Raw genomic sequence first — 25,716 nt, forward strand, 5'->3', positions numbered from 1 at the left:
TGTGTTAATTCAGTTCACCGGCGGTTTGGTGCCGTGCGGGTCCCAGTTGCCGTCCGGGCTCGTACCGGGACGGGGCGGGACCGGCGCCGTGATCGGGCCCGGCTTCGGGGTCTCTTCGAGGTCTTCGGTGGCCGTGGCCTCGTCGTCGACGGGCGCGGTGTTGGTCTCGGTCGTCATCGGGTGTCCCTCATTTCCTCGACTGCTCCATAGGACGCAACGAGGCTGCCACCAGATACACGCAGAGCCAGCTTTTTCGCGGAAATTTCTCGTTCTGTGGCAGGAGAGTGACCTGATCAGCGGTTTTACCGGTGAAATGTGCCGCTGAGTAGCCGGTGGCTCACGTCCGCGAGTTGCCCGGCCCAGCGCCGGTACCCCTCCGGACCGGGGTGGAAGCGGTCCTCGGCGAAGGTCGCCGGGTCCAGCATCGCGGCGGGCATCGGGACGTGGACGACGCCGGGCAGCGACGTCAGCCGCGCGGCCGCGGCGTCGAGGGCGGCCGACCGCGCGCCGAGGACGTCCCGCAGCGGACGCGGCAGCGCGGGGAACCGGCCCATCGGCGGCACGCCTGCCAGCACCACCGGGACCGGCCCGGCGCGGCGCCGCAGGGCGACGACGAGGTCGAGCAGGTCGCGCCGGTAGCGCGCGGCCGAATGCAGTTCGATCGTGTCGTTGACGCCCAGCGCGATCACCACGAGGTCGGCGGGTTCGAGCAGCGGCAGCAGCTCCTCGCGCGCCACCCGGGCGTTGGCCCCGGTCTTGCCGAGTGCCTGCCAGGCGACCGCGCGGCCGTCCCGCGCGAGTTCGTCCGCGAGCCGTCCGGTCAGTCCCTCGGCGTGCGTCGCCGCGCCGACGCCATCCACAGTGGACTCGCCGAGCACGGCGAGCCGCACCGGACGGCCGTCGCCCGGCACGAGGCCGGTGACCGGGCCCGCGGCGCCGGGCAGCCTCGGCGTCGTACGGCGCACCCGGACGGCTTGCGCGAGCAGGATCGGGGCGAGCACCACCGCACGGCTGATCACCCCGCGACTCTACTTCCGCCTCAGCCGTGGGCGATCGAGACGGTCTGTCGGACGAGCGAGTCGTCCGCGGCCGCGCGGAGCAGGTAATCGGCGACGTCGGCGCGGTTGATGCTGTAGCTGCCACGGACGTTGCCGTCGGTGCGCGCGGCGATGGCGCCGGTGTGCGGCCCGTTCAGCAGCCGCGGCGGGCGCACGATCGTCCAATCGAGGTCGCTCGCGCGCACGATCCGTTCGGCGGCGATCATGTCCGCGAAGGCATGCCGGAGGACCCTGCCCAGGATCGGCTTGACGACGTTCCTGGTGAAGAAGGTGTCGCCGTCGACGAACGGACCGCTGGCACTCACCAGGAGCAGCCGCCGGGTCCCCGCCGATCCGAGCGCGGCGACGGCGGCGTGCGCTCCGTCGGTGACGACGGTCGTCGGGGTCCGGTCACGGGCGCCGAGCGCCGAGATCACCACGTCACGTCCGGACACCGCCTCGGTCAACGCGCCGTGCTCGGACAGTCCGGCGACGACGACCTCCAGCAGTTCACCCTCGACGTCGAGCCGGGACGGGTCGCGGACGACGGCCGTGACGTGGTGCCCGGCGGCCAGCGCCTGCTTGACGATTTCCGAACCGACCCCGCCCGTGGCACCGAGAACAGTGAGCTTCATGGTCACGCCTTTCTGGGTTAGTGAACACTCACCCACTATGGTGAGTGTTCACCCACCACTTGTCGAGCGAACGCTGAGAAGCCCTCAGGAGCGAATATGGGAAGCCGCGAGGAGATCGTCGCCGCGGCGGCGAAGGTGATGCGCGAGCAGGGCTACGCGCACGCCACGACCAAGGCCATCGCGCGGGCGGCGGGTTACTCGGAAGCGTTGCTGTACAAGCATTTCAAGGACAAGACCGAGATCTTCATGAGCGTGCTCACCGAGCGGCTTCCCGGGCTCGGGACGACCTTGGACGAGTTGATGAAGACCGCGGCTGACACCCCGCTCGCGGCGAACCTCGCCCGGCTGGCGCGGATCACGCTGTCGTTCTATCTGGAGAGCTTCCCGATCGCGGTGTCGCTGTTCTCCTCGCGGGAGCTGCTGGCGACCCATCGGGAACGGGTCATGAGCAGGGACGGCGGGCCGGACGTGCCGCTCGGACGCGTCATCGAGTACCTGGGCGAAGAGGCCCGGCTCGGCAGGATCCGCGAGGACGCGGATCTGGAGGCGTCGGCGTCCCTGCTGCTCGGCGCCTGTTTCCAGTACGCGTTCCTGTCGTCCTTCGAGGACCGTGAGCCTCCCGCGGAGGAGCTGGACCGGTGGGCGGAGAGGCTGGCGGGCACGCTGGTGGTCGCGTTGGTCGTGAGTGGCGATTCGGGTTAGGGCCAAGGGTGTCTTAGGGACCCACGCGGTTCCGGCTGCGGTTGGTGCCAGGCCCCGGTCCGTGAAGGCCCCCTTCCCTCGGCTCAGCCGAGGAAACTCGACCTTCACACCTGCCCGAAGTACATGAAGGACCCCTTCCTGTACCTAGGCGCAAGGAAGGGGCCCTTCATGTACTCAGCCGAGCAAGCCCTCGTGAGTGGCGATTCGGGTTAGAACCCGAATCGCCACTCACGACCACCTCTACCGAACGGCCACCCGCGCCCGCGCGACCTACTTGCCCTTTTCGGCCCGCATCTCGTGCCACTTCGCGTACATGTCGTTGAGCTCCTTGATCATGAAGCTCAGGAAGTCCCGCATCTCGGCGACCCGCTCGCCGGCAGGCGTGCCCTCGCCCAGCGCCGAAACGCCCTCGTCGGCGGCGTCGCGCCACATGGTGATCATGCGGTCGCGTTTCATGAAGGTGGCGTACCAGAGGTCGTCGAAGAGCCGGTAGTGGTCGCGGCGCGAGCCGGGCTCGCGTTCCTTGGCGACCAGGCCGATCTGTTCCAGGTACCGCACGGCCCCCGAGATCGCGGCGGGGCTCACCGAGAGCTGGTCGGCCAGTTCGGCCGCGGTGAGGCGGCCGGCGTCGGTGGTCATCAACGCGGCGAACACCCTGGCGGGCATCCGCTGCATCCCGATCTGGGAAAGCGTGAGGCCCAGGTGCTCCACGTAACGGCGGACGGCGTCCTCGTCTCTCTGGGTGCTCGAAGCACTCTCAGGCGTCGTCGTCATGGGCACATCCTCTCGTACTACCCCCAGAGTGATCACACCATCCATACGTTTTCTTAACTTCACAACTTCGTGAAATCACTGTACCTTCAGATACATGGAAAACGCCATCTCCATCTCCGGCCTCCACAAATCCTTCGGCCGGACCAAGGCTTTGGACGGCCTTGACCTGCGGGTACCCGTTGGGGAGGTGCACGGTTTCCTCGGCCCGAACGGCGCGGGGAAGTCGACCACCGTCCGGGTCCTGCTCGGTCTGCGCCACGCGGACTCGGGCGACGTCCGCCTGCTCGGCGGCGACCCGTGGAAGGACGCGGCGAGCCTGCACCGGCGCCTCGCCTACGTCCCCGGCGACGTGAACCTCTGGCCCAACCTCTCCGGCGGCGAGGTGATCGATCTGCTGGGGCGGCTGCGGGGCGGGCTCGATCAGCGCCGCCGCAAGGACCTGATCGAACGGTTCGACCTCGACCCCAAGAAGAAGGGGCGCACCTACTCCAAGGGCAACCGGCAGAAGGTCGCGATCGTGGCGGCGCTGGCCTCGCACGTGGACCTGCTGATCCTCGACGAGCCGACCTCCGGCCTCGACCCGCTGATGGAGGCCACCTTCCAGTACGCGATCCAGGAAGAGCGCGAGCAGGGCCGCACGGTGCTGCTGTCGAGCCACATCCTGGCCGAGGTCGAGGCGCTCTGCGACAAGGTCAGCATCATCCGCAACGGGCACACCGTGGAGACCGGCACGCTGGCCGAGCTCCGGCATCTCACCAGGACGTCGATCTCCGCCGAACTCGCCGGCCCGCCGAACGGGCTGACGAAACTGGAGAACATCCACGACCTCAAGGTCGAAGGCAACCGAGTCCGGTTCGACGTCGAAACCCGTTCCCTCGACGACGCGCTGCGCCAGCTCACCCAGGTCGGCGTCCGCAGCCTGACCAGCCAGCCGCCGACGCTGGAAGAGCTCTTCCTCCGCCACTACACCACCGAAGCGAGCGCGAAATGACCGCGACGCTGGACCGCCCGGTGACCGTCTCCGAACCGGCGCACGGACTCGTCGGCACCTGGCAGCTGACCAGGCTGGCGCTGCGGCGGGACCGGATCGTCCTGCCGATCTGGGTCGTCCTGCTCGGGATCATGCCTTCGACGTCGTCGGGGACGTTCGAAACGCTGTACCCGACGGCCGCCGAACGGGCCGGGCTCACCGCGAGCATGGGCGCGAACCCGTCGCTTTCGCTGATCTACGGCCCGGCCTTCGACCTCTCGACCGCGGGCGGGTTCACCGCGTGGCGGCTCGGCGGCTTCCTCGCACTGGTCGTCGCGCTGATGGCGGTCTTCACCGTCACCCGGCACACCAGGGCCGAGGAGGACTCCGGCCGCGCGGAACTGCTGGCCTCCGCGGTGGTCGGCCGGTACGCCCTGCTGACCGCGGGTGTGCTGGTGTCCGCCGGCGCGAGTGTCCTCATCGGACTCGTCGAGACCGGGCTGATGATCGGCGCGAAGCTGCCTGCCGACGGCGCGCTCGCGCTCGGCGCCGCGACCGCGGTGACCGGGCTGGTCTTCACGGCCGTCGCGGCGGTCGCCGTCCAGGTGGCCGAGTACTCGAGGACGGCCAACGGGATCGGCGCCACCGCCGTCGGTGTCGCGTTCCTGTTGCGCGCGGTCGGCGACTCGACCTCGGACGCGACCTGGGTCTCCTGGCTGTCCCCGATCGGGTGGGCGCAGCAGATCCGGCCGTTCGCCGACGAGCGCTGGTGGGTCTTCCTGCTGCCGCTGGCCGCGACCGTGGTCGTCGGCGCCGTCGGCTACGCGCTGCTCCCGCGGCGCGACGTCGGCACCGGCATCATCCCGCCGCGGCCAGGCCCCGCCGAAGCGGCGGCGTCGCTGCGCAGCCCGTTCGCGCTGGCGTGGCGGCTGCACCGGGGCCCGTTGATCGGCTGGCTGATCGGCACGGCGGTGTGCGCCGCGGTGTTCGGCTCGGTCGCGAGCGGCATCGGTGACGTCGTCGGGGAAAGCCGGCAGGCGAAGGAGATCTTCCAGCGTCTCGGCGGTACGGACGGGCTGATCGACGCGTTCATGGCGGCGATGGCGGGCCTGTTCGCCATGGTCATCGCGCTGTACGGGGTGCAGGCCGCGTTGCGGATCCGCGCCGAGGAGACCGCGATCCGGGTCGAGCCGCTGCTCGCGACCGGCGTGGGCAGGCTGCGGGTGCTGGGGAGCCATCTCGTGTTCGCGTTCGGCGGCACGGCGCTGATGATGGTGGTCAGCGGTGTCCTCTTGGGACTGTCGAACGGGATGCGGGCGGGCGCTGTCTCCGGCTCGGTCGGGGACATGGTGGTCGCTTCGCTGGCGCAGCTTCCGGCGGTGTGGGTGATCGTCGGCCTCGCCGTGACGCTCTTCGGCCTGGCGCCGAAGCTGTCGACGGCGGGGTGGGCGATCGCCGGGCTGGCCTTGCTGCTCAGCCTGTTCGGCCCGGTGCTGGACCTGCCGCAGGTGCTGCTGGACGTCTCACCGTTCTCGCACGTTCCGAAACTGCCCGCCGCGGAGTTCACCGCGACACCGCTGGTCTGGCTGACCGGGGTCGCCGTGGTCGCGCTCGTGGCCGGGCTCATGGGCTGGCGGCGTCGCGACGTCGGCTAGCCACAGGGGATGACCGTGGAGGCCGTTCATCGGGGGCGGCCTTCACGGTCCTTGCCGTACTTCACCGCCGGGCGTCACGACCAGTTTCGCGCCCGGCACACCGCCTCCGCAGTCTTCGCCCGCGGGGTAGGCGATCACCGGAGTCACGTCGAGGACGTGGGGTTTCCCGTCGTCGAAGGTCACCGTGGTCCGGACCGGCGTGGTCGGCAAGCCCCTGGTCGGGATGAAAACGTGCTCGCCGCCGGGCGCGGACTCGGTCACACAGTCACCGGCCCAGCACAACTCCAGCGACACACGGGTGACGTCGGCAGCCACTTCCGGCGGGATGGCGAGGGAGATCCCCTCTGACAGGGCGATGGCCGGACAGGCCTTCTCGCCGGATTGGCACGCGGTCGAGGTCGCGAGCAGGAGCAAGAAAACGGGTAGCCGCCGCATACCCGGACAGACGGCGCGAGGGACCGTCCGGGTTGCCTCAGTCTCTCCGGTATCCCGTGCCGGTCGTGCTGGGCGGGAGCACCGTCGACGAAGTGGTGGACGGCGTCACGGTCCTGGTCACCGTGCGCGGCGCCGGCGTGCTGGTGCGGGTGATGACGAGCGGTTCCGGCGCGCTTCCCGGCACGGTCACCGTGACCGGCCCGACCGAACGGGAGGTCGTCGTCGGGGAAGGGGTCGTGCCGACTTCGTGGACGCGGGGTTGTGGCTCGCGGCCTGCCACCAAAAGGGCGGCGACGAGCAGTCCGGTGGCGAGACCCGCGATGGCCGCGACCGTGACGGAACCGGTGGTGGGACCTTGACGGAACATCCGGCACCCCCTCGCCATGCGAAGCGCAGGTACGAGGACTTCTCGCGTCGATCTTACGTTTTGTCACGCAACGTGCGCAAACCGTCGACAACGACCCGCACGAGGTGACGTTCCTCGAGCGAATACCGTTCCGCGGCGAGGCAACCGGCGATCAGGGCGCGCAGGTCGTCGCCATTGATGTCCTCGCGCACCGCGCCCGCGGCCTGTGCCCGCGTCAGCAGCGCCTGCGTCGCCGACCGGAAATCGTTGCCCGCGTTCGCTTTGAAACCCAGCCCGGTCGTCTCGGCGAGCGCGTCGCACACCGCCCGGTTGCGGGACGCCTGCTGGACGACGCGTTTGAAGAAGTCGAAGAACGCTTCACCGGGGTCTTCGGCGGTCAGCAGGTCGCGTGCTTCGCGCGCGAACTGTTCGAGCCGGTCGAGGACGACGGCCTGGAAGAGCGCTTCCTTGCTGGGGAAATGCCGGTACACCGTGCCCGCGCCGACACCGGCGATGCGGGCGATCTCGTCGAGGGGGACGGCGAGGCCGTTGACGGCGAAGGCCTCTTCGGCGGCTGCGAGCACCTTCGCTCGGTTGCGGCGCGCGTCGGCTCTCAGCACTGGCTTGTCCACTGTTCCCCCTCCTCAACCGGGTCCGGCGTTCCGATTCAACGCCGGACCCGGCGAGGGCATTCCTCGGCAACGGCGAAAGGGCCGGGTTGCGAAAGCCACTTTCGCAACCTTCAACGTTGCGAAAGTGGCTTTCGCAACGTCAGCGGAGGGAAGGCGAGCGGTCCGCCGAGGGCACAGCTCAGTGCACCGCGGTCTGCGTGCCTTCCGGCGTGAACAACCCCTGGACCGTGGTGAACAGGTACTCCCAGACGCCCGGGATCAGCAGCACCGCGGCGACCGCGAACACCGGGAAGATCAGCCGGTTCTCCACGTTCTTGCCGGTGCGGAACCGCAGCGGCTTCGGCGGCCGGATCTCGTACCAGGTCTCGCCCGCGATGGGGATGGGGAACAGGAACGGGCAGCCGGACTCGGTCAGCGCGTCGCCGAGGCAGTGCACGAAACACCCGGCCGCGACGGCGATGCCGAGCCAGCCGGAGATCTCCGCGAGTTGCGCCGCCTTGTCCGGCGGGGCGGTCCACACCCACCACGCGACCGCGGCGCCGCTGACCGGCAGCAGCCAGTCGCCGAGCGCGCCTTCCGCGAGCAGCACGCCGAGGACGACGACGCCGAACACCGCCCACGGTCCGCCTTCGGTGGTGCCCCAGGAGGTCAGGAAGCCGAGGCCGACGGCGAACAGCACGGTGTGCGAGAGATGACGGTGTTTACCGGTGACCTTCTCGTCGCGAGGTCCCTTGGTCAGCGCGTAGAGAGCCGCGGAGACCCGGCGAAGCAGCCAGGAGATCGCGCCGGTGAACCAGCCGAGCAGCCTCGACGCGCGAGCGCCCGGGTGGTCGAGGTCGGGCAGGAGGGCGAACCCCGCGGTGGTCGCGGCGAACACGACCGCTTGGTGCACCGTGCCCGCGCCGACCACGGGTGCGAGCGCGAGCCCCGCGCACCAGCCGGTCAGGGCATGCGTCCGCCCCATCATCGTGCAGCCCCCAGGCGTCGTGGATCACGAGCCCACGACCGTAGCGGGGGATCAGGCGGGAGGCTCCTCCGACACGCTGAGGTGCTCGGCGACGCCGGTGAGCTCGATCACTCGGCTCACCTGCGGACTGGGCACCACTTCGAGCTCGACGGCCTTCTCGGCGGCCTGACGCTGTGCCTGGAGCACCACGTTCAACGCCGAGGAATCGAAAAAGGTCACACCGGTCAGGTCGGCGACCACCCGGCCCGACGGTTTGTCCGTGATCAGGGCCCCGAGGGTCTCCTGAAGCTGCGGGCTCGTCAGCAGGTCTAGCTCACCGGTGACCACCACACGCGGTTCAGACGCGTCGGCGTCCAGCGTGATGCTGAAACCGGGCGGCGTGGTGTTCTGGTCCGCTGCGGGCATGCACATTCTCCTCATCAGGTGAGAACCGACGCTCAGCGCCGGAACGCGCCTGTGGTCTCAAGCGACGGCCGCGCCCAGTCCGGACACGGACGCACGCTCTTTTTCGGCGGGTAGGCGTGGCTGTCCCCGCAACGACAGTCCCAACCCTAACCCAGTACGGACGGGGCGCCGCGATCGCCGTCGCGCGCGTCGCCGACCGGTGCCCGGGACGCGCTCAATGCGCGGTCAACGTCTTGCGCCCGGCGCGGCGTTCACGGAGGAACAGCTCGCGGCGCTCGATCTCGCCGAGACCACCCCAGATGCCGTAGGGCTCCTGCACCGCGAGCGCGTGCTTACGGCACTGCGCCAGCACGGGGCAGGTCTGGCAGATGGCCTTGGCCCGCGATTCGCGCCGCTCACGGGCCGAACCACGCTCGTTGTCCGTGTGGAAGAACAAGCTGCTGTCGGCGCCTCGGCACGACCCACGGAGCTGCCAGTCCCACTCTTCCGCCACCACGTTCGGCAGCCGGCTCACGTCAGCCATGTCGGTCCCCGCCTTCCCAGGAGATCGTTTGTCGCCGGTTACATGCCCGCCCCCTGCGCGCGTCAAACGTGGGTTTGGTTTGCTCACACCCAGGGAAGTGATCCAGCACCGGACCGGCAGCGCTGCTCGAGAGAGGAACACACGTGGTGGACAACACCCCGCCCGGCGGGGAGGGCGCTCAACTCATCGAGGTACGCACGGCCGCGGTACCGCATGTGGTGCCGACTCTCCGGACGATCGTCGCGGATATCGCGATGCGCCAGGACTTCGATCTGGACGCTGTCGAAGATCTCAGAATGGCGGTGGACGAAGCCTGCTCCATGCTGCTCCCGTCCGCCACCGACGGCCATCTGACCTGTGTTTTCTCGTGGAAGGACGGGCGGATCGAAGTGACCGTCTCCGTCCTTTCGGACTCTCCGGAACCCGACGACGAGACCGGGCTGTCCTGGCAGTTGCTCACCGCGCTGGCGACGTCCGCGCGGCGGAGTGTCGTCCCGGCCGACGGCGGCTACCTGTCCAGGGTGGAACTCATCCGGGAGAGCGAGGCGGCCCGGCCGTGACGGAACCCGTCGGGCAAGACGGCGCGGACGTTCCGGCCCTGTTCGAGCGTATGTGCGCGTTGCCACTGGACGCGCCAGAGCGTGAAGGGCTCCGAGACGAGCTCGTGCGCGCTCATCTGGAGCTCGCGCGCAATCTGGCGCGCAAGTTCCGCAACCGGGACGAGTCGATGGAGGATCTGGTCCAGATCGCGACGATCGGGCTGATCCACGCCGTCGACCGGTTCGATCCCGGCCAGGGCAGTGATTTCCTGGCGTTCGCGGTCCCGACCATCTCCGGCGAACTCCGGCATCACTTCCGCGACAACAGCTGGTCGGTCCGGGTGCCGCGGCGGCTCAAGGAGCTGAACGCGAACATCTCGGCCGTGCGCGAGGAGCTGACGGTCCGGCTTTCCCGCGCGCCGAAGCCCAGTGAGATCGCCGCCCATCTCGGCGTCCCGATCGACGAGGTCTACGAGGGCCTTCGCGCCGGTCAGGGCCGGTACGGGGCCTCGCTGGACAACCTCTTGGAGAACTCGGCGCACACCCGCTTCGGCGAGGCGGACGCCAATTTGAGCCAGGCGGAGCTGCGCGAGGCGTTGCGGCCGATGCTGGAGCGGCTGCCCGACCGGGAGCGCAAGATCGTCGCGCTGCGGTTCGGGTCCGGGATGAGCCAGTCGGATATCGCGCGCCGAGTCGGGGTTTCCCAGATGCAGGTGTCACGTTTGCTGGCCTCCACGCTGAAGAAACTGCGCGAAGGATTGACCGAGACGGAACTCACTGACGGGACCTGATTCGACCTCGGCTCTTGTGGGTATCAGGGAGGCGAACAGCGGATCTGAAAGTCTCTCGTGAGGGGAGGTGCGGAACCATGACGATGTCCAAAACGCGATCGGAGGGCTCGTTGCCGGTGGCCTCCCTCCCCTTGCCGGTGGATGTGACGGCGCCCGCCGTCGCGCGGCAGGCGGTGCGGGCGACTCTGGTGGGCCTCGGCCTTCACGGCCCGGCTGTCGACGACGTCCTCTTGGCGACGTCCGAATTGGTCACGAACGCTTTCGAGCACGGCGAGAAGCCGGACAGGCTCGAGGTCGAGTACGCCGAGGGAAGGCTCACCCTGCGGGTCTTCGACTCCGGAACGAAGCGGCCGAGGCTGAAGGAACCGTCGCCGATGGCGGCGCGCAGCCGTGGTCTCCAGCTGGTGCACGCGTTGTCCGAGGACTGGGGACACGAGCTCTGCTCCGGCGGCAAGTACGTCTGGGCCGTCTTCAGGCTGGACCGGGTCGACGCCCCAGCCTGAGCGCGGCGTCCGTTTCGGCGATGCGCTCCCGGAGCGATTTCCGCTCCAAGGCCTCGACGGCGGCGACCAGTACTTCCCTGAGCGGATACGGCAGTTCGGCTTCCAACTGCTCGGCCGCGGCGCTGGTCGCGGCCCACTCGGCTTCGAGTGTCGGCATCAGGCGCCGCGTCTTCTCGGTCAGCGAAACGATCCTCTGCCGGGCGTCCGTCCCCGGCCGGAGCGACACGAGGTCCTGGCGCGCCATCTGCGCGATGGTCTGGCTGGCCGCGGAATGCGTCACGCCGACTTCGACGGCGAGATCGCGGATGGGCAGCGGCCCGTGCGTGACGATGGCGCGGACGAACGGCGTGAACCGCGGACGGTAGTCCCCCAGCCCGATGTCTTCGAAGAACGCGGAGACGTCCGCCTCGGTCAATTCGAGGACATGGCGCAACAAGGTCCCCATCCCTCGTTCGCGCGGCGGCCTCCCCACCAGCGGATCATAACGACATAATCTCCGGATGACGCCCGAAGAGCTGCTGACGACCACTCGAACCGTCCGCAAACGACTGGACCTGACCCGGCCGGTCCCCCTCGAACTGGTGAAACACGCCCTGCAGACCGCGTTGCAGGCGCCGAGCGGGTCGAACACCCAGCGCTGGCACTGGCTCGTGATCACCGATCCCGGGCAGCGGGCCGAACTCGGGAAGCTCTATCAGCGGGCGTGCCGCGAGTACCTGGATTCCCCGAACGCGGCCGGGAAACTGTTCGCGGACGATCCCGAACGGTCGAAGGTGCAGAAGCGCGTCGGCTCCAGCGTCGAGTACCTCGCCGACAAGATGGGCGAGGTGCCCGTGCACGTCATCCCGTGCCTGGAGACGAACAGCGCCGAACTGCCCGCCGGCAACCAGGCCCCGCTGTGGGGGAACCTGCTGCCGGCGGTGTGGAGCTACATGCTCGCGGCGCGGGCGGTCACGCTCGGCACGGCGTGGACGACGCTGCACCTCGCGTACGAGAAGGAGGCCGCGGAGATCCTCGGCCTGCCGGAGAACGTGCACCAGGCCGCGCTCATCCCGACGGCGTTCTACACCGGCGCCACCTTCAAGCCCGCCGCGCGTCAGCCGCTCGAAGAGGTCATGCGGCTGGACCGCTGGTGAGATAGGAGTCCAGTCGGTCCGCCAGTTCCTTCGGGTGGCTCAAGGGCACGGAGTGCGAGCCGTCGATCTCGTCCGGCGCGAACCCGAGCCTGTCCTGGACGACCCGGCGTTGGAAGTCGGGCGTGAAGAAGTGGTCTTCGCGCGCGATGAGGACCTTCGTCGGGACGTCCGGCCACTTTTCCAGCGGCCACGGCTGTCCCCATTCGGCGCTGACCTGGTTCCGGCCGTGCGAGCCCGCGTCCGCGACGATGGACGCGGGGACGCCGTTGTAGAACTTCTCCTCGTCGCTGAGGTCCTCGGCGTCCTCGAAACCCGTGTTGCCCCACCAGTCCCCCGGTGTCTCGCCCGGCTTCGGGATCATCGGGGTCAGCATCACGAGCAGCCGCGCCGAAACCTCGCCGGCCACGATCGGCGCGGTGAAACCGCCGTAGGAATGGCCGAGCACCACGAGATCGCGGCGGTCTCCGATCGCCTTCACGACGGCATCGACGTGCTCCGGGAAACCCGCCTTCTCGTCCTCGATCGGCAGGTTCACCGCGACGACGTCGTGGCCGCGGCCCGCCAGTTCCGCCTCGAGGAGGTGGAAGTCCCAGGCGCTGCCGCCACCGCCGTGGATCAGTACGAAGGTCGTCATGCGCCCAGCCAACCCGAAGCCGGGCTGATCAGCAACGACCGAGCATGTCGCCGAGCGCGCTCTTCTCCGCGGTGGTGACCGTGAGGCCGTAGTAGTGCTTCACGGTGATCCAGTCGGTGGCGTAGGTGCACCAGAACGAGACGAGCGGCGGCTTCCACTGGTCCGGCGCCTTGTCGCTCTTCTCCTGGTTGACGTTGTCGGTGACGGCGAACAGCTGCGGCCGCGTCAGGTCGTTCGCGAACTGGCGACGCTTCTCCTCGGTCCACGACTTCGCGCCGCTGACCCAGCTCTGCGCGAGCGGGACCATGTGGTCGATGTCGACGTCGGTCGGCTTGGTCCAGGTCTCGCCGTCGTAGATGCTCGTCCAGCTGCCGGAGGTCGGGGCGCAGTCGGAACCGGCCTTGACGTCCTTGCCGTCACGCTTGAGCACGAACTCGCGCGTGTTGCAGTTGTTGCCCTGGTTGTCCCAATGCGGGTACTTCTTGCGGTCGTAGCCGTCCATCGAACCGCGCGGCGCGACGGTGAGCTCGTCCAGCTGCTTGCGCGCGTCGACGGCGCTCGCGGGGTTGGCGGGCTTCGGCTGCAACGCGTCGCCCTTGCCGCTCACGAACCAGAAGACCGCGAGGACGACGGCGGCGAGGGTGATCAACAGGAGCAGCCGCTGAGCCGTGGTCATCTGGCTGGTACGCGTGGCCACCGCGCGATTCCTCTCGACGGGGATGGGGAGCGCCAAGTATCGCCGCGACGGGTGCGGAAACCGGGTGCGACACGGCGATGACACCCGGTAGTTGTTGTCACATCCGGGCCCTGAGCAGCGACTACCCCAGGGACGCTGCCGGAAGGAGCGGGCTTGTGGGCGCCGAAAAACGTAAATGGAACACCCGGGTCGACGACTATCTGAACCGGAAGGCCGCGGAACGCGGACATGTGATCGCCATGGCACGTATGGGATCCACCGCGTTGGAGCGCGGCGATCTCGACGAGGCCGAGGTGTGGTTCCGGAAGGCCGCCGAGGGCGGGGACAGGGTCGCGATGGGCAACCTGGCGCACCTCCTCGCCGAACGCGGCGTACCGGAGAAGGCCGAACGTTGGTACCGCGAAGCCGCGACCGCCGGTGATTCGCATGCCATGTCGCATCTGGGAAATCTCTGTGCGCAACGAGGTGACGTCGCCGCCGCCGAGGACTGGTGGCGGCGCGCGGCCACCGAGGGCCGGGTCGAGGCGATGGCGGAACTGGCGCGGACGCTGCATCGGCGCGGCGAGCTCGACGAGGCCGCGTACTGGGCGGGCGAGGCCGCGGAGGCGGGCAACGTCGAAGGGATGATCACGCTCGGCGCCGTGCTCTGCGACACCGGCCGGACGGCCGAAGCGGAACCCTGGTGGCGCAAGGCGGGGGAAGAGGCCGACGCTTCCGCGCTGTGCAAGCTCGGCCACCAGGCCCAGCAACGGAACGATCTCGCGCGCGCCGAAAGCTGCTACCACGCGGCCGCGGCCGCCGGCGCCCCCGAAGCCGCTGTCCGGCTGGGCCTGGTGCTGCACCGCCGCGGCGAACTCGACGCCGCCGAACACTGGTATCTCAAGGCCGCCAAACGGGGCGACGCCGCCGCGATGACGAACCTGGGTGTGCTGGCCAACGACCGGAACGACCCCGGCGAGGCCACCGCCTGGTACCGGAAGGCCGCGGAACTCGGCAGCGTCCCCGCGTACACCAACCTCGGCAGGCTGGCCGCCGACCACGGGAACTTCCAAGAGGCCGAGCACTGGTTCCGCGCGGCCGCCGACACCGGCGACCAGGCCGGGCAACGGGATCTGGAGGAGCTGTACCGCAACCGTCAGCGGTTCTAGGCTCGCCAGTTCCGCATCGCCGCGAACCCTTCGCGAAGCCGTTGGAGTTTGCGGCTGCGGTACGGGTCCTCGCCGTCGTCGAGCCGCCACCGCTCCTCGACGCCTGCCCGGAACACCGCGAGCCCCTCGAAACCGAGGCCCGCGGTGAAGTCCGCGATGTTCACGTCGACGCGGCCAGAACCGTCGAGATCCAGCCGTAGCAACCACTCCGCGAGCTCCTTGGGCTCCGGCGGCGAGTCCGCGCAAGCCTCCGCGTACAACGCGAGCGCGCCCGCCACCTCGGAGCCGAGCGCGCCGAAGGAGTCCTCGACGAAGTCCAGCGCCTCCACCACCAACTCGATGACGCGGCACAACAGCGGCCCGTCCATGAGTTCCCTGGCGGTGGCGAGCACCTCGCGCACCTTCTCGGTGTACGCGACCGTGCCCTGGAAACCGACGAAACCGCGCAACCGCAACGTTCCCTCGACATGCCGCCGCAACGCGCCGAGGTCCTCGCGGCCCGCCATGAGCGAAAGCTTGCGGAAGAGAGCGGGGTCCTCGTTCGCGTGCCCGACGAGCAGCTCGACCAGCTCGGCGTGCGCGAGGGTTTCGACGTACCCGCGGATGTCGGCCGCGCCACCGTCCGCCACCCCCTCCAGGACCAGCAACCCGACGGCCACGCAGTGCTTGCAGAAGAAGCCGTCCGCCGCGTGCGGGCAGGAGCACTCGCCGACCAGTTCGCCGTCGACATTGCGCAACCGGACCGTGTACCGGTCGGTGCCGCTGACCACCGCCGCGACCCCGCCCGCGACGTCGTCCAGCGTCTCGACCGACTCCAGGTACTTGGCCCCGCGCGCGAAGGAGACGTCACCGGCCTGCCTGCGGAGCTCGTCCTCGCTGAACCACGTCACCGCCCTATTCTGCGCCTTGGCCCGGCGGCCCGAGGAACAACCCGCCGCTCGCGTCGAGGACCTGCCCCGTCACCCACCGGGCGTCGTCGGAGGCGAGGAACGCGACGACGTCCGCTATGTCCTCCGCGGTGCCGAGCCTCCGGTGCGCGGTGAGGGTTTTGATGGCGGCCTCCAGCTCCGGCGTGAAGATCTCGCCGTTGTCCGCGGTCCTGGTGGCGCCGGGCGCGACGACGTTGACCGTGATCCCGCGGGGTCCGAGCTGGTGGGCGAGGGTGCGGCTCATCGTCTCGAGCGCGCCCTTGGTCATCGCGAACGACGTCTGCGCCGGGTTGGCCATCCTGGTGGCGACCGACGAGACGTTGATGATGCGGCCGCCGTCGTTCAGCGGTGCCCGCTGGATGAGGAAGTACGGCGCCTTCACGTTCACCGCCATCAGGTGATCGAAGCCCTCGGGCGTGTCCGTCTCGATCGGCCCTCGCGGCGCGGCTGCCGCGTTGTTGACCAGGATGTCCAGGCCGTCGATGCCCTCCAAGGCCTTGTCGACACCTTCCATCGTCGACAAGTCGGCCTGACTGCTGTCTTGCTTCAGGACGGTTATGCCGTCCTTCTCGAGCCTTCGCGCGATCGCCGCCCCGATCCCCCGCGATGCTCCCGTCACCAATGCCGTCTTCATACGCACCCCAGATGTTAGTGACTAACACTTTGATAGTGTCTACCACGTGAGCCTCCGAGACCGCCAGCGCGCCGAAACCCGGCTTCTTCTGCAGGAGCACGCGATCCACCTCTTCACCGACGTCGGCTACGACTCCACCACCGTCGCCGACGTCGCCGCGGCAGCCGGCGTCTCGGCGATGACGGTCTACCGGCACTTCCCGACGAAGGAAGACCTGGTCCTCTACGACGAATACGACCCCGTGACCGCTTCGGCCGTCGCCGCGCAGCCCGCCGGCCCTTTGCCTCGGCGGATCGGGCGGGCGCTGGAGTCGACCGCCGCTTTGGGGTCTTCGCAGGAGAAGGCGTTCCTGCTGGCGCGGCTACGGCTGATGATCTCGGTGCCGGCGCTGCGGGCGCGACATCTGGACAGCCAGTACGCGACAGCGGATGCGATCGTTGCCGCCCTCGACTGCTCGTCGCCCGATGCGGAGTTTCGGGCGCGAGCCACGACTATGGCTTGCCTGGGGGCGGCGCATGTGGCGCTTGTGCGCTGGGCGGAGACGGACGGGGAGGCGGATCTCGCGGGGTTGATCCGGCAGGCGTTGACCAGCGTGTTCGACGTCTACTAGTCCACGCCCACGATCAACTGGCGGGCATCCAGCCGCCGTGTCATACCGGGTTTTGTCAGCCTTCACTAGTACTGTCGAACCCGTGTTCGAGGACATCTGTCACCGCGGCTACCGCAGTCTCCAGGGACACGTGTTCCCAAATGCGAACCACACGCCAGCCGGCGCACTCCAGAGCGGACGTAACCAGACGGTCGCGTTCAACGTTGCGGCGAAGCTTCGGCGTCCAGTACCACTCATTCGACGTCGGCTGTCTTCCGTGTTCAGGGCACACGTGCCAAAAGCAACCGTCCACGAACACCGCTACCTTGCGAGCCGTGAAGACAACATCCGGGCGAACCTTCACGCCATCGTCCAACGTCAGGCGAAGATCCTTGCGATACCGATACCCAAGGTGATGCAGAGCCTTACGGAGCGCGACTTCCGGCTTAGTGTCAGCGCGCCGGTTGGCCTGCATGTTCCGAGACCGACCGGCATCCTTCGGCGCCGGGTAGAGCCCCTTCGCATGCGCCCGGGCACGAGCCTCGCTGCGATCACCTTGAACCACGCCTGCCGAACCTCTTCATCCGATCACGGACACATGAGGCAAGATACCTCGCTAGGCCCCTCGCCAGCCGTACCACCTTGGAAGGTTAAGTAACCATGAAGCTCAACGCCGTCGAGATTTGCGCTGGCGCTGGCGGCCAAGCCCTGGGCCTGCACAACGCTGGCTTCCATCACACGCTTGCGGTCGAGCTAGACGAGAACGCCTCCAAGACTCTCCAAACCAACAGCGACCGCAAGAACAGCGGCTTCACCTTGGACAAGATCAAGACGGGTGACGTGGCGGACCCGGAGATCTGGAAGCCCCACGACTACAAGGGGATCGACCTGCTCGCGGGCGGCGTACCCTGCCCTCCGTTTACGATCGCAGGTAAGCAACTTGGAGCCAACGACGAGCGGGACCTCTTCGCCTGGACTATCGAGCAAGTTGCGACAGTGGAACCACGTGCCTTGCTGCTTGAGAACGTCCGAGGCCTGAGCATGCCACGGTTCTCCGGATACCGGCAGCATGTGCTAGATCGCCTAACATCCTTCGGCTACGTCGCCGAGTGGCGCCTTATCCATGCTTCCGACTTCAACGTTCCACAGCTGCGACCGCGATTTGTCCTGGTAGCGCTTCAAGAGGAATACGCCGACTATTTCAAGTGGCCCAAGCCGCTCCTCAACGCCCCGACAGTCGGCGAATCCCTCAAGGACCTCATGGGAACACGAGGCTGGGGTCAAATCGACGAATGGGTGGAACGCGCCAACAAGATCGCTCCCACAATCGTGGGCGGCTCAAAGAAGCACGGCGGCGCCGACCTTGGACCCACACGAGCCAAGCGGGCCTGGCATGAACTCTGGGTCGACGCTCATGGTGTTGCCAACGACGTTCCAGGCCCGAAGGATGAGTACTCTCTCGATGGCCGCGGTCCCAAGTTGACCAATGAAATGGTCGCACGACTTCAAGGGTTCCCCGACGAGGGTAAATGGACTTTCGAGGGACCCAAGACATCCAAGTACAGGCAGATCGGCAACGCCTTCCCGCCGCCGGTCGCAGAAGCCGTCGGAAAGTCCATCAAGAACGCACTCGGCAAAAAAGGGAAGAAAGTCGTGCGCGAGCCAGTCGAACACGATCCAATCTACAAGATGCTTAAAGAGGTGGGAGACTTTGTCAAGGTCGAACATCTTCAAAATTCCGGCGAGAAGCCAGTTGACATTCCAGAAGTTGAGCTCAGCATCGCCAGACTGAAGAAAGATTTCGTCGTAGAAACCATCTCCGATAACGGCACAACAAAGCACAAGATCGGGGACTTCAAAGCTTTTATGGGACAGGACGACCACGACCGGCACGCCGTGTTCCTGAAGAGTCGAGCAAAGATCAGCTAGTCATCTAATCTACGGACGGATTGCGCCAACTCGGCCAATGATGGCCTGTATGTCTGCCGCATCCAGGCCACCCGCGAGCGCAATCTCATCCTCAGGGTCGCCCAGCTTCCGGACTGAGGGATCGTCCAAGATTTGTCCCATGAACTCCAGCTTCTCTTTCAATCGCAGTGCCACGATCTCATCAATACTGCCTTGAGCCTCGAGTATTGTTACTCTAGTTTCAGTGTCGCGTGCAAGACCCAGCCGATGAATACGATCCAGGCTCTGCAAGAATCGACCTGCCTGAAAATCTCGGTCCACATAGATTGCGTCATGACACACTTGATGCAAACTAACCCCCTCGCCCAGGGTAGCCGGATTCGAAACAAGTACCGCGCATGCTGGATCTTCGCGAAATATACGAAGTTGCTCGGCTCTGTCCACAGTGCCCCCGTGCACCACAGCCGGACTGAAGTCTTTAAAGAGCACTTCTAAAGATTTAATGCTCCGCACAAAACTAGCCCAAACCAGCGTCTTTAGACCCTTTCTCGCATTATCTGCGACAATAGCTAAAGCTTCTTGATACTTAGGAGGGATTTCATACTTTGACAAATCTCTAAGCAAGACATAGAGCGGCTCGCCTTCATGCACTTCCAAAGGCGGGATCTGAAAAGAAAGCGGCTCGTACTTTGTCGCTCCCTCCACAAGAAGGGCGGGACTGGTAGCCGCCATCAATAGCCGGAGAACTGCCCTGCCCAATGATTCGAAGTCGTTGCGGTTTCGCTCCGCACGAGCAGTGAACTGGCCAACCATCGCATCGTATATCTCGCGATGCAGAGGTGACATTTCAACCTTCCGAACACGTGTTGAAACAGGAGGCAAGCCCAGCTCTTGTTTTGTCGTTCGCGTGTAGAGCGGCCTCAGTTTGCTACTCGCATAGCCAAGATCTCCCCCACCAACCGCCTGCCGGACGACCCGGCGACCACGGCCTGGCCATACGAATGCCAAGAGGCTTTCAAGATCTTTAGGGCCATTAGGCGCCGGAGTACCACTAAGAATCATCCGGACTCGACTTAATGGGCCAAGCGCCATACAGGCAGACCCATAGACCCCAGCAGCGCCCAATTTCATCCTATGAGCTTCATCTAGGATCATCATTCCGGGAGATTCTTGCAACCACTTAGCAAACCCAGCGAGAGAAGGGTTTAAACGTTCATAATTTACTAGAAGCAGATCTGCTGCACCTGGCAGGCGATTGGTTACGATTTTTACTTCGAGTGGCCGCTTAAAACAGACCCTGGCCTCGTAAAGCCACGCTTCGTAAGCAGCCTTTGGGCCAACCACTAGCAGACGATCGACTTTCCCTTTCTCACGCATCGCCGCGAAGACCGCCAGCGCCACCCGCGTCTTACCTGCGCCAGGAACACTGAAATTCGCACTATGCCCAAGTGATATCAAGCGGGCTACATCCCGACGCTGAAAGTCGGTCAGCTCACCGCACCAGCTTGGCCCGAGAAGTTCATCAACTTCACTAGCATCAATTTCGGTTTGCTCGTCACCGCGAAGTCGCCTATCAGCGTCTTCAGCGTCATCAAGCATCTCCTCGACAGTTGCTTGAAACGTTGCATCCCAGACCACTGTTTCTGGTTCGGGCCAAACAGCTAATGCCTCAAGGCCAATAAGAAATTCATCGACAGGAACGACCGCAGCCGTCTTGTCCGAGAACCGCCCGGCCGGAAAACGCTCGAGCAGCCGCCCCAAAGCGGGAACAAAATCTAACCGTGCACGCAGCAAGGCTTGAGTGCGAGTTACATCAAAGCCAATAAATAGGCTCGCCTCCGAGTCCATAACCATTAAGACCCTGAATAGAAGGCCGCGGTGAGCCAGTCCACTCCATCACCGGGAACGGAAACTGTACGTCGAGTTTCCAACGCAAGCCGCTCCAGACTCTTCCTAAGCTTGAGGACCGCCTCGTCAAAAGATTCTTCATCTAGACTTCTAGAACCCCGAGACATAACCAGGTCAGTGACACATTGATCGATATCTTGGCAAGCATCCAGAAGCCTTGTTGGGGCCGCCTGCTTCCGCTTTCGTATCCGAGCATCCTTGCCCGCCGGCACCAGGGCCTTCTCCATTGCCTTACGAAGTTCCTCTCCAGCCTGCGCTGCTTCGGCTGCGGCAGGATCCCGGAGGACGGGGTCAGATGCTTCGGCAGCCTTTGCCCGCAAAGCTGTATCAGTTAGCTTTCTGACAGAAGCCAAGGCATTTGACGCACCCTTAACCTTCCGATTTAACCCCGGGATAGCAACTGATTCATGACCGGCGTCTTGTTCTTTCAGCATCTCAGGAAGGTGTTTAGACAGATAACGCTGTTGAAAATCATCTTCAATCAACCGCACATCGGTCTTCGAAAAGTCAAGAGTGATAGCGGCCAGACGATACTCCTTTACCAACTCTGCCATTTCCGGGTCAACAGTGATGTCTTTTTGGTATCGCCGATATAGTTCTTTAAGCTTCTCAGCTTTATCTTCGAACGCAAAGATTGGCAGGAGCGCACCCTGCGCCTTGCTGCGTTCGACTAGTGATTCGATACACCTGAGCACCCACAAGTCTTGTTCGCACGCAGCTGCCGTAGTGCGAAAAGTTGTCGCGATCACACTAGTCGGCATTCCCTGTTTGGTAAGTTCATCAATAGCTAGTAGCCGGTTGACATAGGAGTACTCTCGATGATGCGTCTTTCGGAGCTGCAAAGACAGCTCGACGTCGCTTATATCAGCCCAACTACATGACTCAGGAAGAACCGCGACACGCATGCCTTGCCCCGGCCCGCCAATCTGAAGCAGAGCCGCACGCCTCGTATTACCGTTTACAAGCACACCGTCGCGGGTGATTAGCCCCGGGTCAGTTTGTTTATATTCGTTCAGACTCTCTGCCAACCCAGTGAAAACTGGATCAACTTTCGAAAGATCCGATGGCAAGGCTTTGAGCAAGAAGTCCAGGTACTCTTGACTTCCCTGGCTCCAGGGGTCCTGTTCGAGCAAGTCACTTCGCGAGCTGTCGTGACTGCGTTGAGCGCGAATCCTGTGAGTAGCTGGGTTGTAGTACAGGTCACCTACCGACATCTCGATAACATCGAGATGCGTTGGCCGGCCACGCCAGTCAATAGTTACAGTCTCGTGCACCCCTGCGCCGGCAGCAACTTCTGCCAGTCGACTCTCGATCAGCGCGCGGTTCTCTTCAGCTCGTGGCGGCCGACCGTAGTCTTTAGTCACTACTCTCTCCCGATACGAAGTCGCTCTGGTTCAGCAGTGCAGCCTGCCGAAGTGATAGCTTAGTACGGTCTAGCCAAGGCCTAGCGCTTCCTGGACTTTAGACCGTGCTTCAGCCGGCAAGGACCGGTAGTCGCCCCACAGCTCCTCAATCCGGCTGAAGTCTCTGCTATCTGCTTTAACCCAGCTGGTTAGCAGACGGCGTTCGATAGCCCCAAGGGCAGACAGGTCCCGCAGTACGGCATCCAGGCTGGCCTCGATGCCCCGTCCGCCGACCCTGCACCTCTTACACTCGGTGACTAGCTGTACCTCGACACCCGTGGGCGTGACCACGTGCCGGCGAGCGATGTCAAGCTGAGCCATCTCATGTGTGCCGACGTAGGGGTGACCAGGTGTAATGCCGCACGACCGGCACATGTTGCCATCGGCCGCGAGTACCTCTCTGCGCAAGGCGGCGCCTATAGCAGCATTTGCTCGTTGACTAAGCGCAACACCTCGCTCCCAGACGGGGAGGCCAGCTTTGACGAAGCAATGCTCGTGAGGATCAAGGGTTAGGTCTTCACGGTTGGTGTCGATCTGCCATTCATACTTTCGAAGATCCCGCATCCTTCTGTCAATCTGGGACACACCCGGAAAATCTTTTCTTAGCTTCTCCTTTGTAAATTTATTTCCCTCGCCGACTTCCGCGAGCAGCCACAGGGCGACTCGCTTCATCGTTCCAAGCTCATGATCTTGCCACGACGGGAGCACGCATAAAGCCCTTCTGTGCCGACTTCGCTGACAGGTCACACTGCGAACCAGCAGACCATGACAGCTGAACTTCCTTTGTAACACAGAAGGTTCACCGAGCCCACCGCGCAAGCATCCCTACATTTTTTGTAATTACTACACCGATTGTACGGACCAGCAACGCTATCCGACATATTGCGATGTATTGCGATATATCGAATAGCGGACGGGCTGCGGACAGATTTTTGTTGCCGCAAGAAAAATTGAGATTTTTGAGCCAGTCGCTGCCACCTGAATGACGTCGATGCCCTACAGTCGCGTACATGTCCTTCGCGCCTTCACGCGCCGAAGGGCTGTACGCAACTCTTCAAGGAAGGGGTTGAGCGAGGGGGATGCCACCGATAGGACGCGTGGGCGGCAGATACCCGGACGGGACTACGCCCATGGCCGCGGCTTTCGCCGAGGCTCTCACTGACCTGCACAAATGCTTCCACTCAAGCACTATCGCCGCGGTGAGTAAGCGACTTGGAGTCTCAGACGCATCACTCTCGCACTACTACAACGCGCGGCGGCTACCAGCGATCGCAACTTTGATCTTGATGTACGAGGAGGCGGCACAGGACGTTGCAAAGCATGGCGTGCTCACCACAATGCCGTTCACCCTTGAGCACCTTCTCGAACTCCGAGCCGCTGCCAAGGTGGGGTTGTGCCCTAGCTGCCATCGTGCGCTCACGGAAGTGCCGCCCGATTCGGTGGACGCTCACCAAGCAACGGACCGGCGCAACAGCACGCCGCCCCACGTCGACCGGCGCAACGCGACGAGCGCACCCACGCCGCCACCAGGACTCGATGAGGTCTTGGCCTACATCGAGAGCGAACGCCTGCATGACGTTTCCAGTGTTCTCTGGGCGACTGCTTCCGAAGTAACCGCTGAGGAAGTGGCCGGTGCTGTGTCGTTCTTCGTTGAAGCTGGCCACCCTGATGCTGCGGATGTGCTCCTGCGTGGCGCACAGAGCCGCAGCCCACAAGATCGACTGGCCATCATCGGAGAGCTCCTCAGTGCCGGACTGGCCGACAACGCACTCGTACTTTTGGAAAGGTAGGTGACCCTGTCCGGAACGTCGTCCTTGCTACCGGAGGCGGCGGGAGCGAACTGGCTTGACGCCGCTACGTCCCGCTCTGACCTGCCTCCCGTCGCGCGAGGTCCTCCTTCGCGCAATCCATCAGTAACTCGCAGTGTTGTGATCAACAATACGTAGTTGAGGTAGAGCGATATGTATTCACGAAGACCGAGATATCGAAGGAAGACCCGACCGGCAGGCCTAGGAACCAAGGCCGGCCGGGCCCTCCCCCTTCAGAACCCCTGCCAACCTCCGCGGACAAGGAGTCCCTACATGAATAGTAAACGTCGCCGCTCTTCTTCGGGTGGCCGTCCGGCCCGAGTCACACGGTCGGGAAGGCTGGTTCCCGGTAAACCTGCTGGTGGGAACAGGCACCCTGAGCCCACCGGATGGCGCCGGTGGTGGCAGCTTGCCTGCACGCACTTCGTCAAGGGCCTTGCCTACGCCGCCGGATCGGCGCTCGTAGGCTTGATCATCTGGCTGCTGAGTTAGCCGGCCCTGTGTCGTATTACTGCTGATTTCACTCCCGCTGGCCTGGCTAATCGATACAGCTCGGGTAGCCAGGCCAGCGGGAGCCGTTAGCGCCGATCACCTAACACCGCAACCTAGCTACGAGGAACAACCGGGGCCGGGTGCGGAGGATCATCTCGTGTTGCCTTCCGCCAGAGCTGGCCTTGTATCGAGGCCACAGGCATGCCTTCATCGTTTCCCGCGGGAACAACCCGGGTGACTACGAACTGCCCCTTCTGCGGAACCGGGAGTCCTAACGCGGACGCAACTCCAGGATCATTGTCCTGGTGCCCAAGAACAAGCAAGCCTTCGGGACGAAGCGCATCGCGGGCACCGCCATTGCTGCGCATCCGTTTTAACGGATCATCCAGGCCCCAGCCCACTGTTTCAACGGTGGCCCGGGTGATTATCTGATTGTGAACGTCTCGGCACAGTTGAAACAACCGTGCTTGCGCATGTCGATCGCCACGTCTTGCGCAGGCGTTCATGATCCGCTCCCGCTTCAGCGGATCAAGGTGCAACAGGACGTTCGGAGCGAGATCGCCGTGCGACGACCAGAGCCATCTGATCTCGGTGACGCCGCGCTCCGTCAGGCGACGCTTCGCATCTCGATTTGCAGTCAGTCGCAACCGATCTTGCCTGGCCCGGACAAGGCCGGCGCGCCACCTGCTTTCCAGGTCACTTGCCCAGATCACCAAGCACAGCTGGTCGACCATCTCGGGCCCCATCTCCCAGCCTCCGATCCGCTGGGAAAACTTGCAGTCCACATCATGGCCGGCGATCCGATAGTCGGTAGCCACTCCATCTGCGAAATTAAATTCACGGTGCAGGTTGATCTCAACCAACGTGCCCATGTGGGTCTTTTCGGTCTTGTGAAGCTGTACGTAATCCCACCGGCCGCTTCGGCGCCCGTCAAGAAGCTGGTCAATTGTTTCTCTAAGTACCTTGGCGACACGGTCGCCGGACGGATCATGCTCATAAAGCCGGTCGGTTACAGCGTCGAGTTCAGGGTCATCTCCACGTCCAGGCGGACCCTCTAGAACCATGTCGAACAAGCCGGCGTCCCCTCGCTGCACTCAAAGTGCTCAACTTCATACCGATGCCGGCACAGCGGCGGAAGCACGCCTGGCTGGCACTGAACACATGCTGCCCCAGTCGCGCGTGTCCGGTCCAGCAGTTAACGGACAGACAAAAAGGCCCTCCCGCGAACGGGAGGGCCTTAGTGCTGTCTCAACCAGACGTGCGCCCGAAGGGATTCGAACCCCTGACCTTCTGATCCGTAGTCAGATGCTCTATCCAGCTGAGCTACGGGCGCTTGTTCAGTTATCAATCTAGCACCTGCCGGAACAGGCACCAGCGGAGGCTCCGGGATTTGAACCCGGGAGGGGGGGTTACCCCCAACCGCATTAGCAGTGCGGCGCCATAGACCAGACTAGGCGAAGCCTCCCAGGCCCAACGACCACTGCTCAAATAGGTTACACACCCCGCGGACCCCCTT

At 65.0% G+C, this 25,716-nt stretch carries 31 protein-coding genes and 2 tRNA genes; 12 read left to right on the forward strand and 21 right to left on the reverse strand.

The genetic code is table 11. The annotated features are described in order from the left end of the window. Positions 1 to 9: 9 nt before the first annotated feature. From DMH03_RS42250 to DMH03_RS02700, 3 genes are all read right to left on the reverse strand, one after another. Entirely contained in the window at positions 10 to 177 is a 168-nt protein-coding gene (locus DMH03_RS42250) for a hypothetical protein (RefSeq protein ID WP_199748656.1), read from the reverse strand. 125 nt (positions 178 to 302) lie between these two features. Then, on the reverse strand, positions 303 to 1,019 hold the full coding sequence (locus DMH03_RS02695; RefSeq protein ID WP_125790414.1) for an SGNH/GDSL hydrolase family protein: 717 nt from the start codon (positions 1,017 to 1,019) through the stop codon (positions 303 to 305). A 20-nt stretch (positions 1,020 to 1,039) separates the two neighbouring features. Next, entirely contained in the window at positions 1,040 to 1,672 is a 633-nt protein-coding gene (locus DMH03_RS02700; protein ID WP_125790415.1) for an NAD(P)-dependent oxidoreductase, read from the reverse strand. 96 nt (positions 1,673 to 1,768) lie between these two features. Here DMH03_RS02700 and DMH03_RS02705 point away from each other — a divergent pair, with 96 nt between their 5' ends. After that, positions 1,769 to 2,374, forward strand: coding sequence for a TetR/AcrR family transcriptional regulator (locus DMH03_RS02705; RefSeq protein WP_125790416.1), 606 nt, complete (start codon positions 1,769 to 1,771; stop codon positions 2,372 to 2,374). Between the two features lie 270 nt (positions 2,375 to 2,644). Here DMH03_RS02705 and DMH03_RS02710 read toward each other — a convergent pair whose 3' ends face one another. Further along, positions 2,645 to 3,148, reverse strand: a complete 504-nt coding sequence (locus DMH03_RS02710) for a GbsR/MarR family transcriptional regulator (RefSeq protein WP_034319891.1) — start codon at positions 3,146 to 3,148, stop codon at positions 2,645 to 2,647. A gap of 94 nt (positions 3,149 to 3,242) precedes the next feature. On the opposite strand from DMH03_RS02710, the gene DMH03_RS02715 reads away from it, so the two are divergent. Beyond that, entirely contained in the window at positions 3,243 to 4,139 is an 897-nt protein-coding gene (locus tag DMH03_RS02715) for an ABC transporter ATP-binding protein (RefSeq protein WP_125790417.1), read from the forward strand. Beyond that, positions 4,136 to 5,773, forward strand: a complete 1,638-nt coding sequence (locus DMH03_RS02720) for an ABC transporter permease (protein ID WP_125790418.1) — start codon at positions 4,136 to 4,138, stop codon at positions 5,771 to 5,773. The genes DMH03_RS02715 and DMH03_RS02720 overlap by 4 nt, the downstream gene beginning before the upstream one ends. A gap of 42 nt (positions 5,774 to 5,815) precedes the next feature. Here DMH03_RS02720 and DMH03_RS02725 read toward each other — a convergent pair whose 3' ends face one another. Then, positions 5,816 to 6,208, reverse strand: coding sequence for a hypothetical protein (locus DMH03_RS02725; RefSeq protein ID WP_125790419.1), 393 nt, complete (start codon positions 6,206 to 6,208; stop codon positions 5,816 to 5,818). 32 nt (positions 6,209 to 6,240) lie between these two features. Between DMH03_RS02725 and DMH03_RS42005 the strand changes: the two genes are divergently transcribed. Next, complete coding sequence (locus tag DMH03_RS42005; protein ID WP_158633059.1) at positions 6,241 to 6,567, forward strand: hypothetical protein; 327 nt, start codon at positions 6,241 to 6,243, stop codon at positions 6,565 to 6,567. A 61-nt stretch (positions 6,568 to 6,628) separates the two neighbouring features. On the opposite strand, the gene DMH03_RS02735 is transcribed toward DMH03_RS42005, so the two are convergent. The 4 genes from DMH03_RS02735 to DMH03_RS02750 all read right to left on the reverse strand — a co-directional run bounded on the left by DMH03_RS02735 (position 6,629) and on the right by DMH03_RS02750 (position 9,081). Beyond that, positions 6,629 to 7,186, reverse strand: a complete 558-nt coding sequence (locus DMH03_RS02735) for a TetR/AcrR family transcriptional regulator (RefSeq protein ID WP_125790421.1) — start codon at positions 7,184 to 7,186, stop codon at positions 6,629 to 6,631. Between the two features lie 178 nt (positions 7,187 to 7,364). Further along, on the reverse strand, positions 7,365 to 8,150 hold the full coding sequence (locus DMH03_RS02740; protein ID WP_125791505.1) for a metal-dependent hydrolase: 786 nt from the start codon (positions 8,148 to 8,150) through the stop codon (positions 7,365 to 7,367). 54 nt (positions 8,151 to 8,204) lie between these two features. After that, on the reverse strand, positions 8,205 to 8,558 hold the full coding sequence (locus tag DMH03_RS02745; RefSeq protein ID WP_125790422.1) for an STAS domain-containing protein: 354 nt from the start codon (positions 8,556 to 8,558) through the stop codon (positions 8,205 to 8,207). A gap of 214 nt (positions 8,559 to 8,772) precedes the next feature. Continuing rightward, positions 8,773 to 9,081: a WhiB family transcriptional regulator gene (locus DMH03_RS02750; protein WP_125780715.1), complete on the reverse strand. Its 309-nt coding sequence runs from the start codon at positions 9,079 to 9,081 to the stop codon at positions 8,773 to 8,775. 143 nt (positions 9,082 to 9,224) lie between these two features. Here DMH03_RS02750 and DMH03_RS02755 point away from each other — a divergent pair, with 143 nt between their 5' ends. From DMH03_RS02755 to DMH03_RS02765, 3 genes are all read left to right on the forward strand, one after another. Then, positions 9,225 to 9,641 carry an anti-sigma factor gene (locus DMH03_RS02755; protein WP_125780713.1) on the forward strand — a complete coding sequence of 139 codons (417 nt, stop codon included), beginning with the start codon at positions 9,225 to 9,227 and terminating at the stop codon, positions 9,639 to 9,641. Beyond that, positions 9,638 to 10,411 carry a SigB/SigF/SigG family RNA polymerase sigma factor gene (locus DMH03_RS02760; protein WP_125790423.1) on the forward strand — a complete coding sequence of 258 codons (774 nt, stop codon included), beginning with the start codon at positions 9,638 to 9,640 and terminating at the stop codon, positions 10,409 to 10,411. Before DMH03_RS02755 ends, DMH03_RS02760 begins: the two co-directional genes overlap by 4 nt. A gap of 77 nt (positions 10,412 to 10,488) precedes the next feature. Beyond that, complete coding sequence (locus DMH03_RS02765) at positions 10,489 to 10,914, forward strand: ATP-binding protein (protein ID WP_125790424.1); 426 nt, start codon at positions 10,489 to 10,491, stop codon at positions 10,912 to 10,914. On the opposite strand, the gene DMH03_RS02770 is transcribed toward DMH03_RS02765, so the two are convergent. Next, on the reverse strand, positions 10,883 to 11,359 hold the full coding sequence (locus tag DMH03_RS02770) for a MarR family transcriptional regulator (protein ID WP_125791506.1): 477 nt from the start codon (positions 11,357 to 11,359) through the stop codon (positions 10,883 to 10,885). The genes DMH03_RS02765 and DMH03_RS02770 overlap by 32 nt on opposite strands. A gap of 55 nt (positions 11,360 to 11,414) precedes the next feature. Here DMH03_RS02770 and DMH03_RS02775 point away from each other — a divergent pair, with 55 nt between their 5' ends. Then, the gene (locus DMH03_RS02775; protein ID WP_125790425.1) at positions 11,415 to 12,050 is read left to right on the forward strand and encodes a nitroreductase family protein; all 636 of its coding nucleotides are present in this window, start codon (positions 11,415 to 11,417) and stop codon (positions 12,048 to 12,050) included. Here the strand turns inward: DMH03_RS02775 and DMH03_RS02780 are convergent. Next, positions 12,028 to 12,684: an alpha/beta fold hydrolase gene (locus DMH03_RS02780; RefSeq protein WP_125790426.1), complete on the reverse strand. Its 657-nt coding sequence runs from the start codon at positions 12,682 to 12,684 to the stop codon at positions 12,028 to 12,030. The genes DMH03_RS02775 and DMH03_RS02780 overlap by 23 nt on opposite strands. 28 nt (positions 12,685 to 12,712) lie before the next feature. Next, positions 12,713 to 13,381, reverse strand: a complete 669-nt coding sequence (locus tag DMH03_RS02785) for an HNH endonuclease family protein (RefSeq protein ID WP_125790427.1) — start codon at positions 13,379 to 13,381, stop codon at positions 12,713 to 12,715. 155 nt (positions 13,382 to 13,536) lie between these two features. Between DMH03_RS02785 and DMH03_RS02790 the strand changes: the two genes are divergently transcribed. Further along, positions 13,537 to 14,529: a tetratricopeptide repeat protein gene (locus DMH03_RS02790; protein ID WP_125790428.1), complete on the forward strand. Its 993-nt coding sequence runs from the start codon at positions 13,537 to 13,539 to the stop codon at positions 14,527 to 14,529. Here DMH03_RS02790 and DMH03_RS02795 read toward each other — a convergent pair. Both DMH03_RS02795 and DMH03_RS02800 read right to left on the reverse strand, forming a co-directional pair. Beyond that, complete coding sequence (locus tag DMH03_RS02795; RefSeq protein ID WP_125790429.1) at positions 14,526 to 15,419, reverse strand: SWIM zinc finger domain-containing protein; 894 nt, start codon at positions 15,417 to 15,419, stop codon at positions 14,526 to 14,528. The two genes, DMH03_RS02790 and DMH03_RS02795, sit on opposite strands and share 4 nt — an antisense overlap. A 4-nt stretch (positions 15,420 to 15,423) precedes the next feature. Beyond that, a complete protein-coding gene (locus tag DMH03_RS02800) occupies positions 15,424 to 16,092 on the reverse strand; it encodes an SDR family oxidoreductase (RefSeq protein WP_125790430.1) in 669 nt (222 codons plus the stop codon). Positions 16,093 to 16,138: 46 nt separating this feature from the next. On the opposite strand from DMH03_RS02800, the gene DMH03_RS02805 reads away from it, so the two are divergent. Then, positions 16,139 to 16,702 carry a TetR/AcrR family transcriptional regulator gene (locus DMH03_RS02805; protein WP_125790431.1) on the forward strand — a complete coding sequence of 188 codons (564 nt, stop codon included), beginning with the start codon at positions 16,139 to 16,141 and terminating at the stop codon, positions 16,700 to 16,702. Positions 16,703 to 16,757: 55 nt separating this feature from the next. On the opposite strand, the gene DMH03_RS02810 is transcribed toward DMH03_RS02805, so the two are convergent. Further along, entirely contained in the window at positions 16,758 to 17,246 is a 489-nt protein-coding gene (locus DMH03_RS02810) for a very short patch repair endonuclease (RefSeq protein ID WP_255431226.1), read from the reverse strand. A gap of 95 nt (positions 17,247 to 17,341) precedes the next feature. Here DMH03_RS02810 and DMH03_RS02815 point away from each other — a divergent pair, with 95 nt between their 5' ends. Then, positions 17,342 to 18,610, forward strand: a complete 1,269-nt coding sequence (locus DMH03_RS02815; RefSeq protein ID WP_125790432.1) for a DNA cytosine methyltransferase — start codon at positions 17,342 to 17,344, stop codon at positions 18,608 to 18,610. A 9-nt stretch (positions 18,611 to 18,619) separates the two neighbouring features. Here the strand turns inward: DMH03_RS02815 and DMH03_RS02820 are convergent, their stop codons facing one another. The 3 genes from DMH03_RS02820 to DMH03_RS02830 all read right to left on the reverse strand — a co-directional run bounded on the left by DMH03_RS02820 (position 18,620) and on the right by DMH03_RS02830 (position 22,572). Continuing rightward, positions 18,620 to 20,437, reverse strand: coding sequence for a DEAD/DEAH box helicase (locus DMH03_RS02820; RefSeq protein WP_125790433.1), 1,818 nt, complete (start codon positions 20,435 to 20,437; stop codon positions 18,620 to 18,622). A 5-nt stretch (positions 20,438 to 20,442) separates the two neighbouring features. Further along, on the reverse strand, positions 20,443 to 21,861 hold the full coding sequence (locus DMH03_RS02825) for a transcriptional regulator (protein WP_125790434.1): 1,419 nt from the start codon (positions 21,859 to 21,861) through the stop codon (positions 20,443 to 20,445). A 69-nt stretch (positions 21,862 to 21,930) separates the two neighbouring features. Continuing rightward, positions 21,931 to 22,572 (reverse strand): hypothetical protein, encoded by a 642-nt coding sequence (locus DMH03_RS02830; RefSeq protein ID WP_125790435.1) that lies wholly within the window; start codon positions 22,570 to 22,572, stop codon positions 21,931 to 21,933. 458 nt (positions 22,573 to 23,030) lie between these two features. On the opposite strand from DMH03_RS02830, the gene DMH03_RS02835 reads away from it, so the two are divergent. Then, positions 23,031 to 23,690, forward strand: a complete 660-nt coding sequence (locus tag DMH03_RS02835) for a hypothetical protein (RefSeq protein ID WP_125790436.1) — start codon at positions 23,031 to 23,033, stop codon at positions 23,688 to 23,690. Positions 23,691 to 24,313: 623 nt separating this feature from the next. On the opposite strand, the gene DMH03_RS02840 is transcribed toward DMH03_RS02835, so the two are convergent. The 3 genes from DMH03_RS02840 to DMH03_RS02850 form a co-directional block, all read right to left on the reverse strand. After that, complete coding sequence (locus DMH03_RS02840; RefSeq protein WP_125791508.1) at positions 24,314 to 25,264, reverse strand: NaeI family type II restriction endonuclease; 951 nt, start codon at positions 25,262 to 25,264, stop codon at positions 24,314 to 24,316. Positions 25,265 to 25,459: 195 nt separating this feature from the next. Then, positions 25,460 to 25,533 (reverse strand) — tRNA-Arg (locus DMH03_RS02845). A 42-nt stretch (positions 25,534 to 25,575) separates the two neighbouring features. Further along, a tRNA-Ser gene (locus DMH03_RS02850) sits at positions 25,576 to 25,665 on the reverse strand. Positions 25,666 to 25,716: the final 51 nt, after the last annotated feature.

This window comes from Amycolatopsis sp. WAC 01376 (assembly GCF_003947415.1).
Classification (GTDB): Bacteria; Actinomycetota; Actinomycetes; order Mycobacteriales; family Pseudonocardiaceae; genus Amycolatopsis.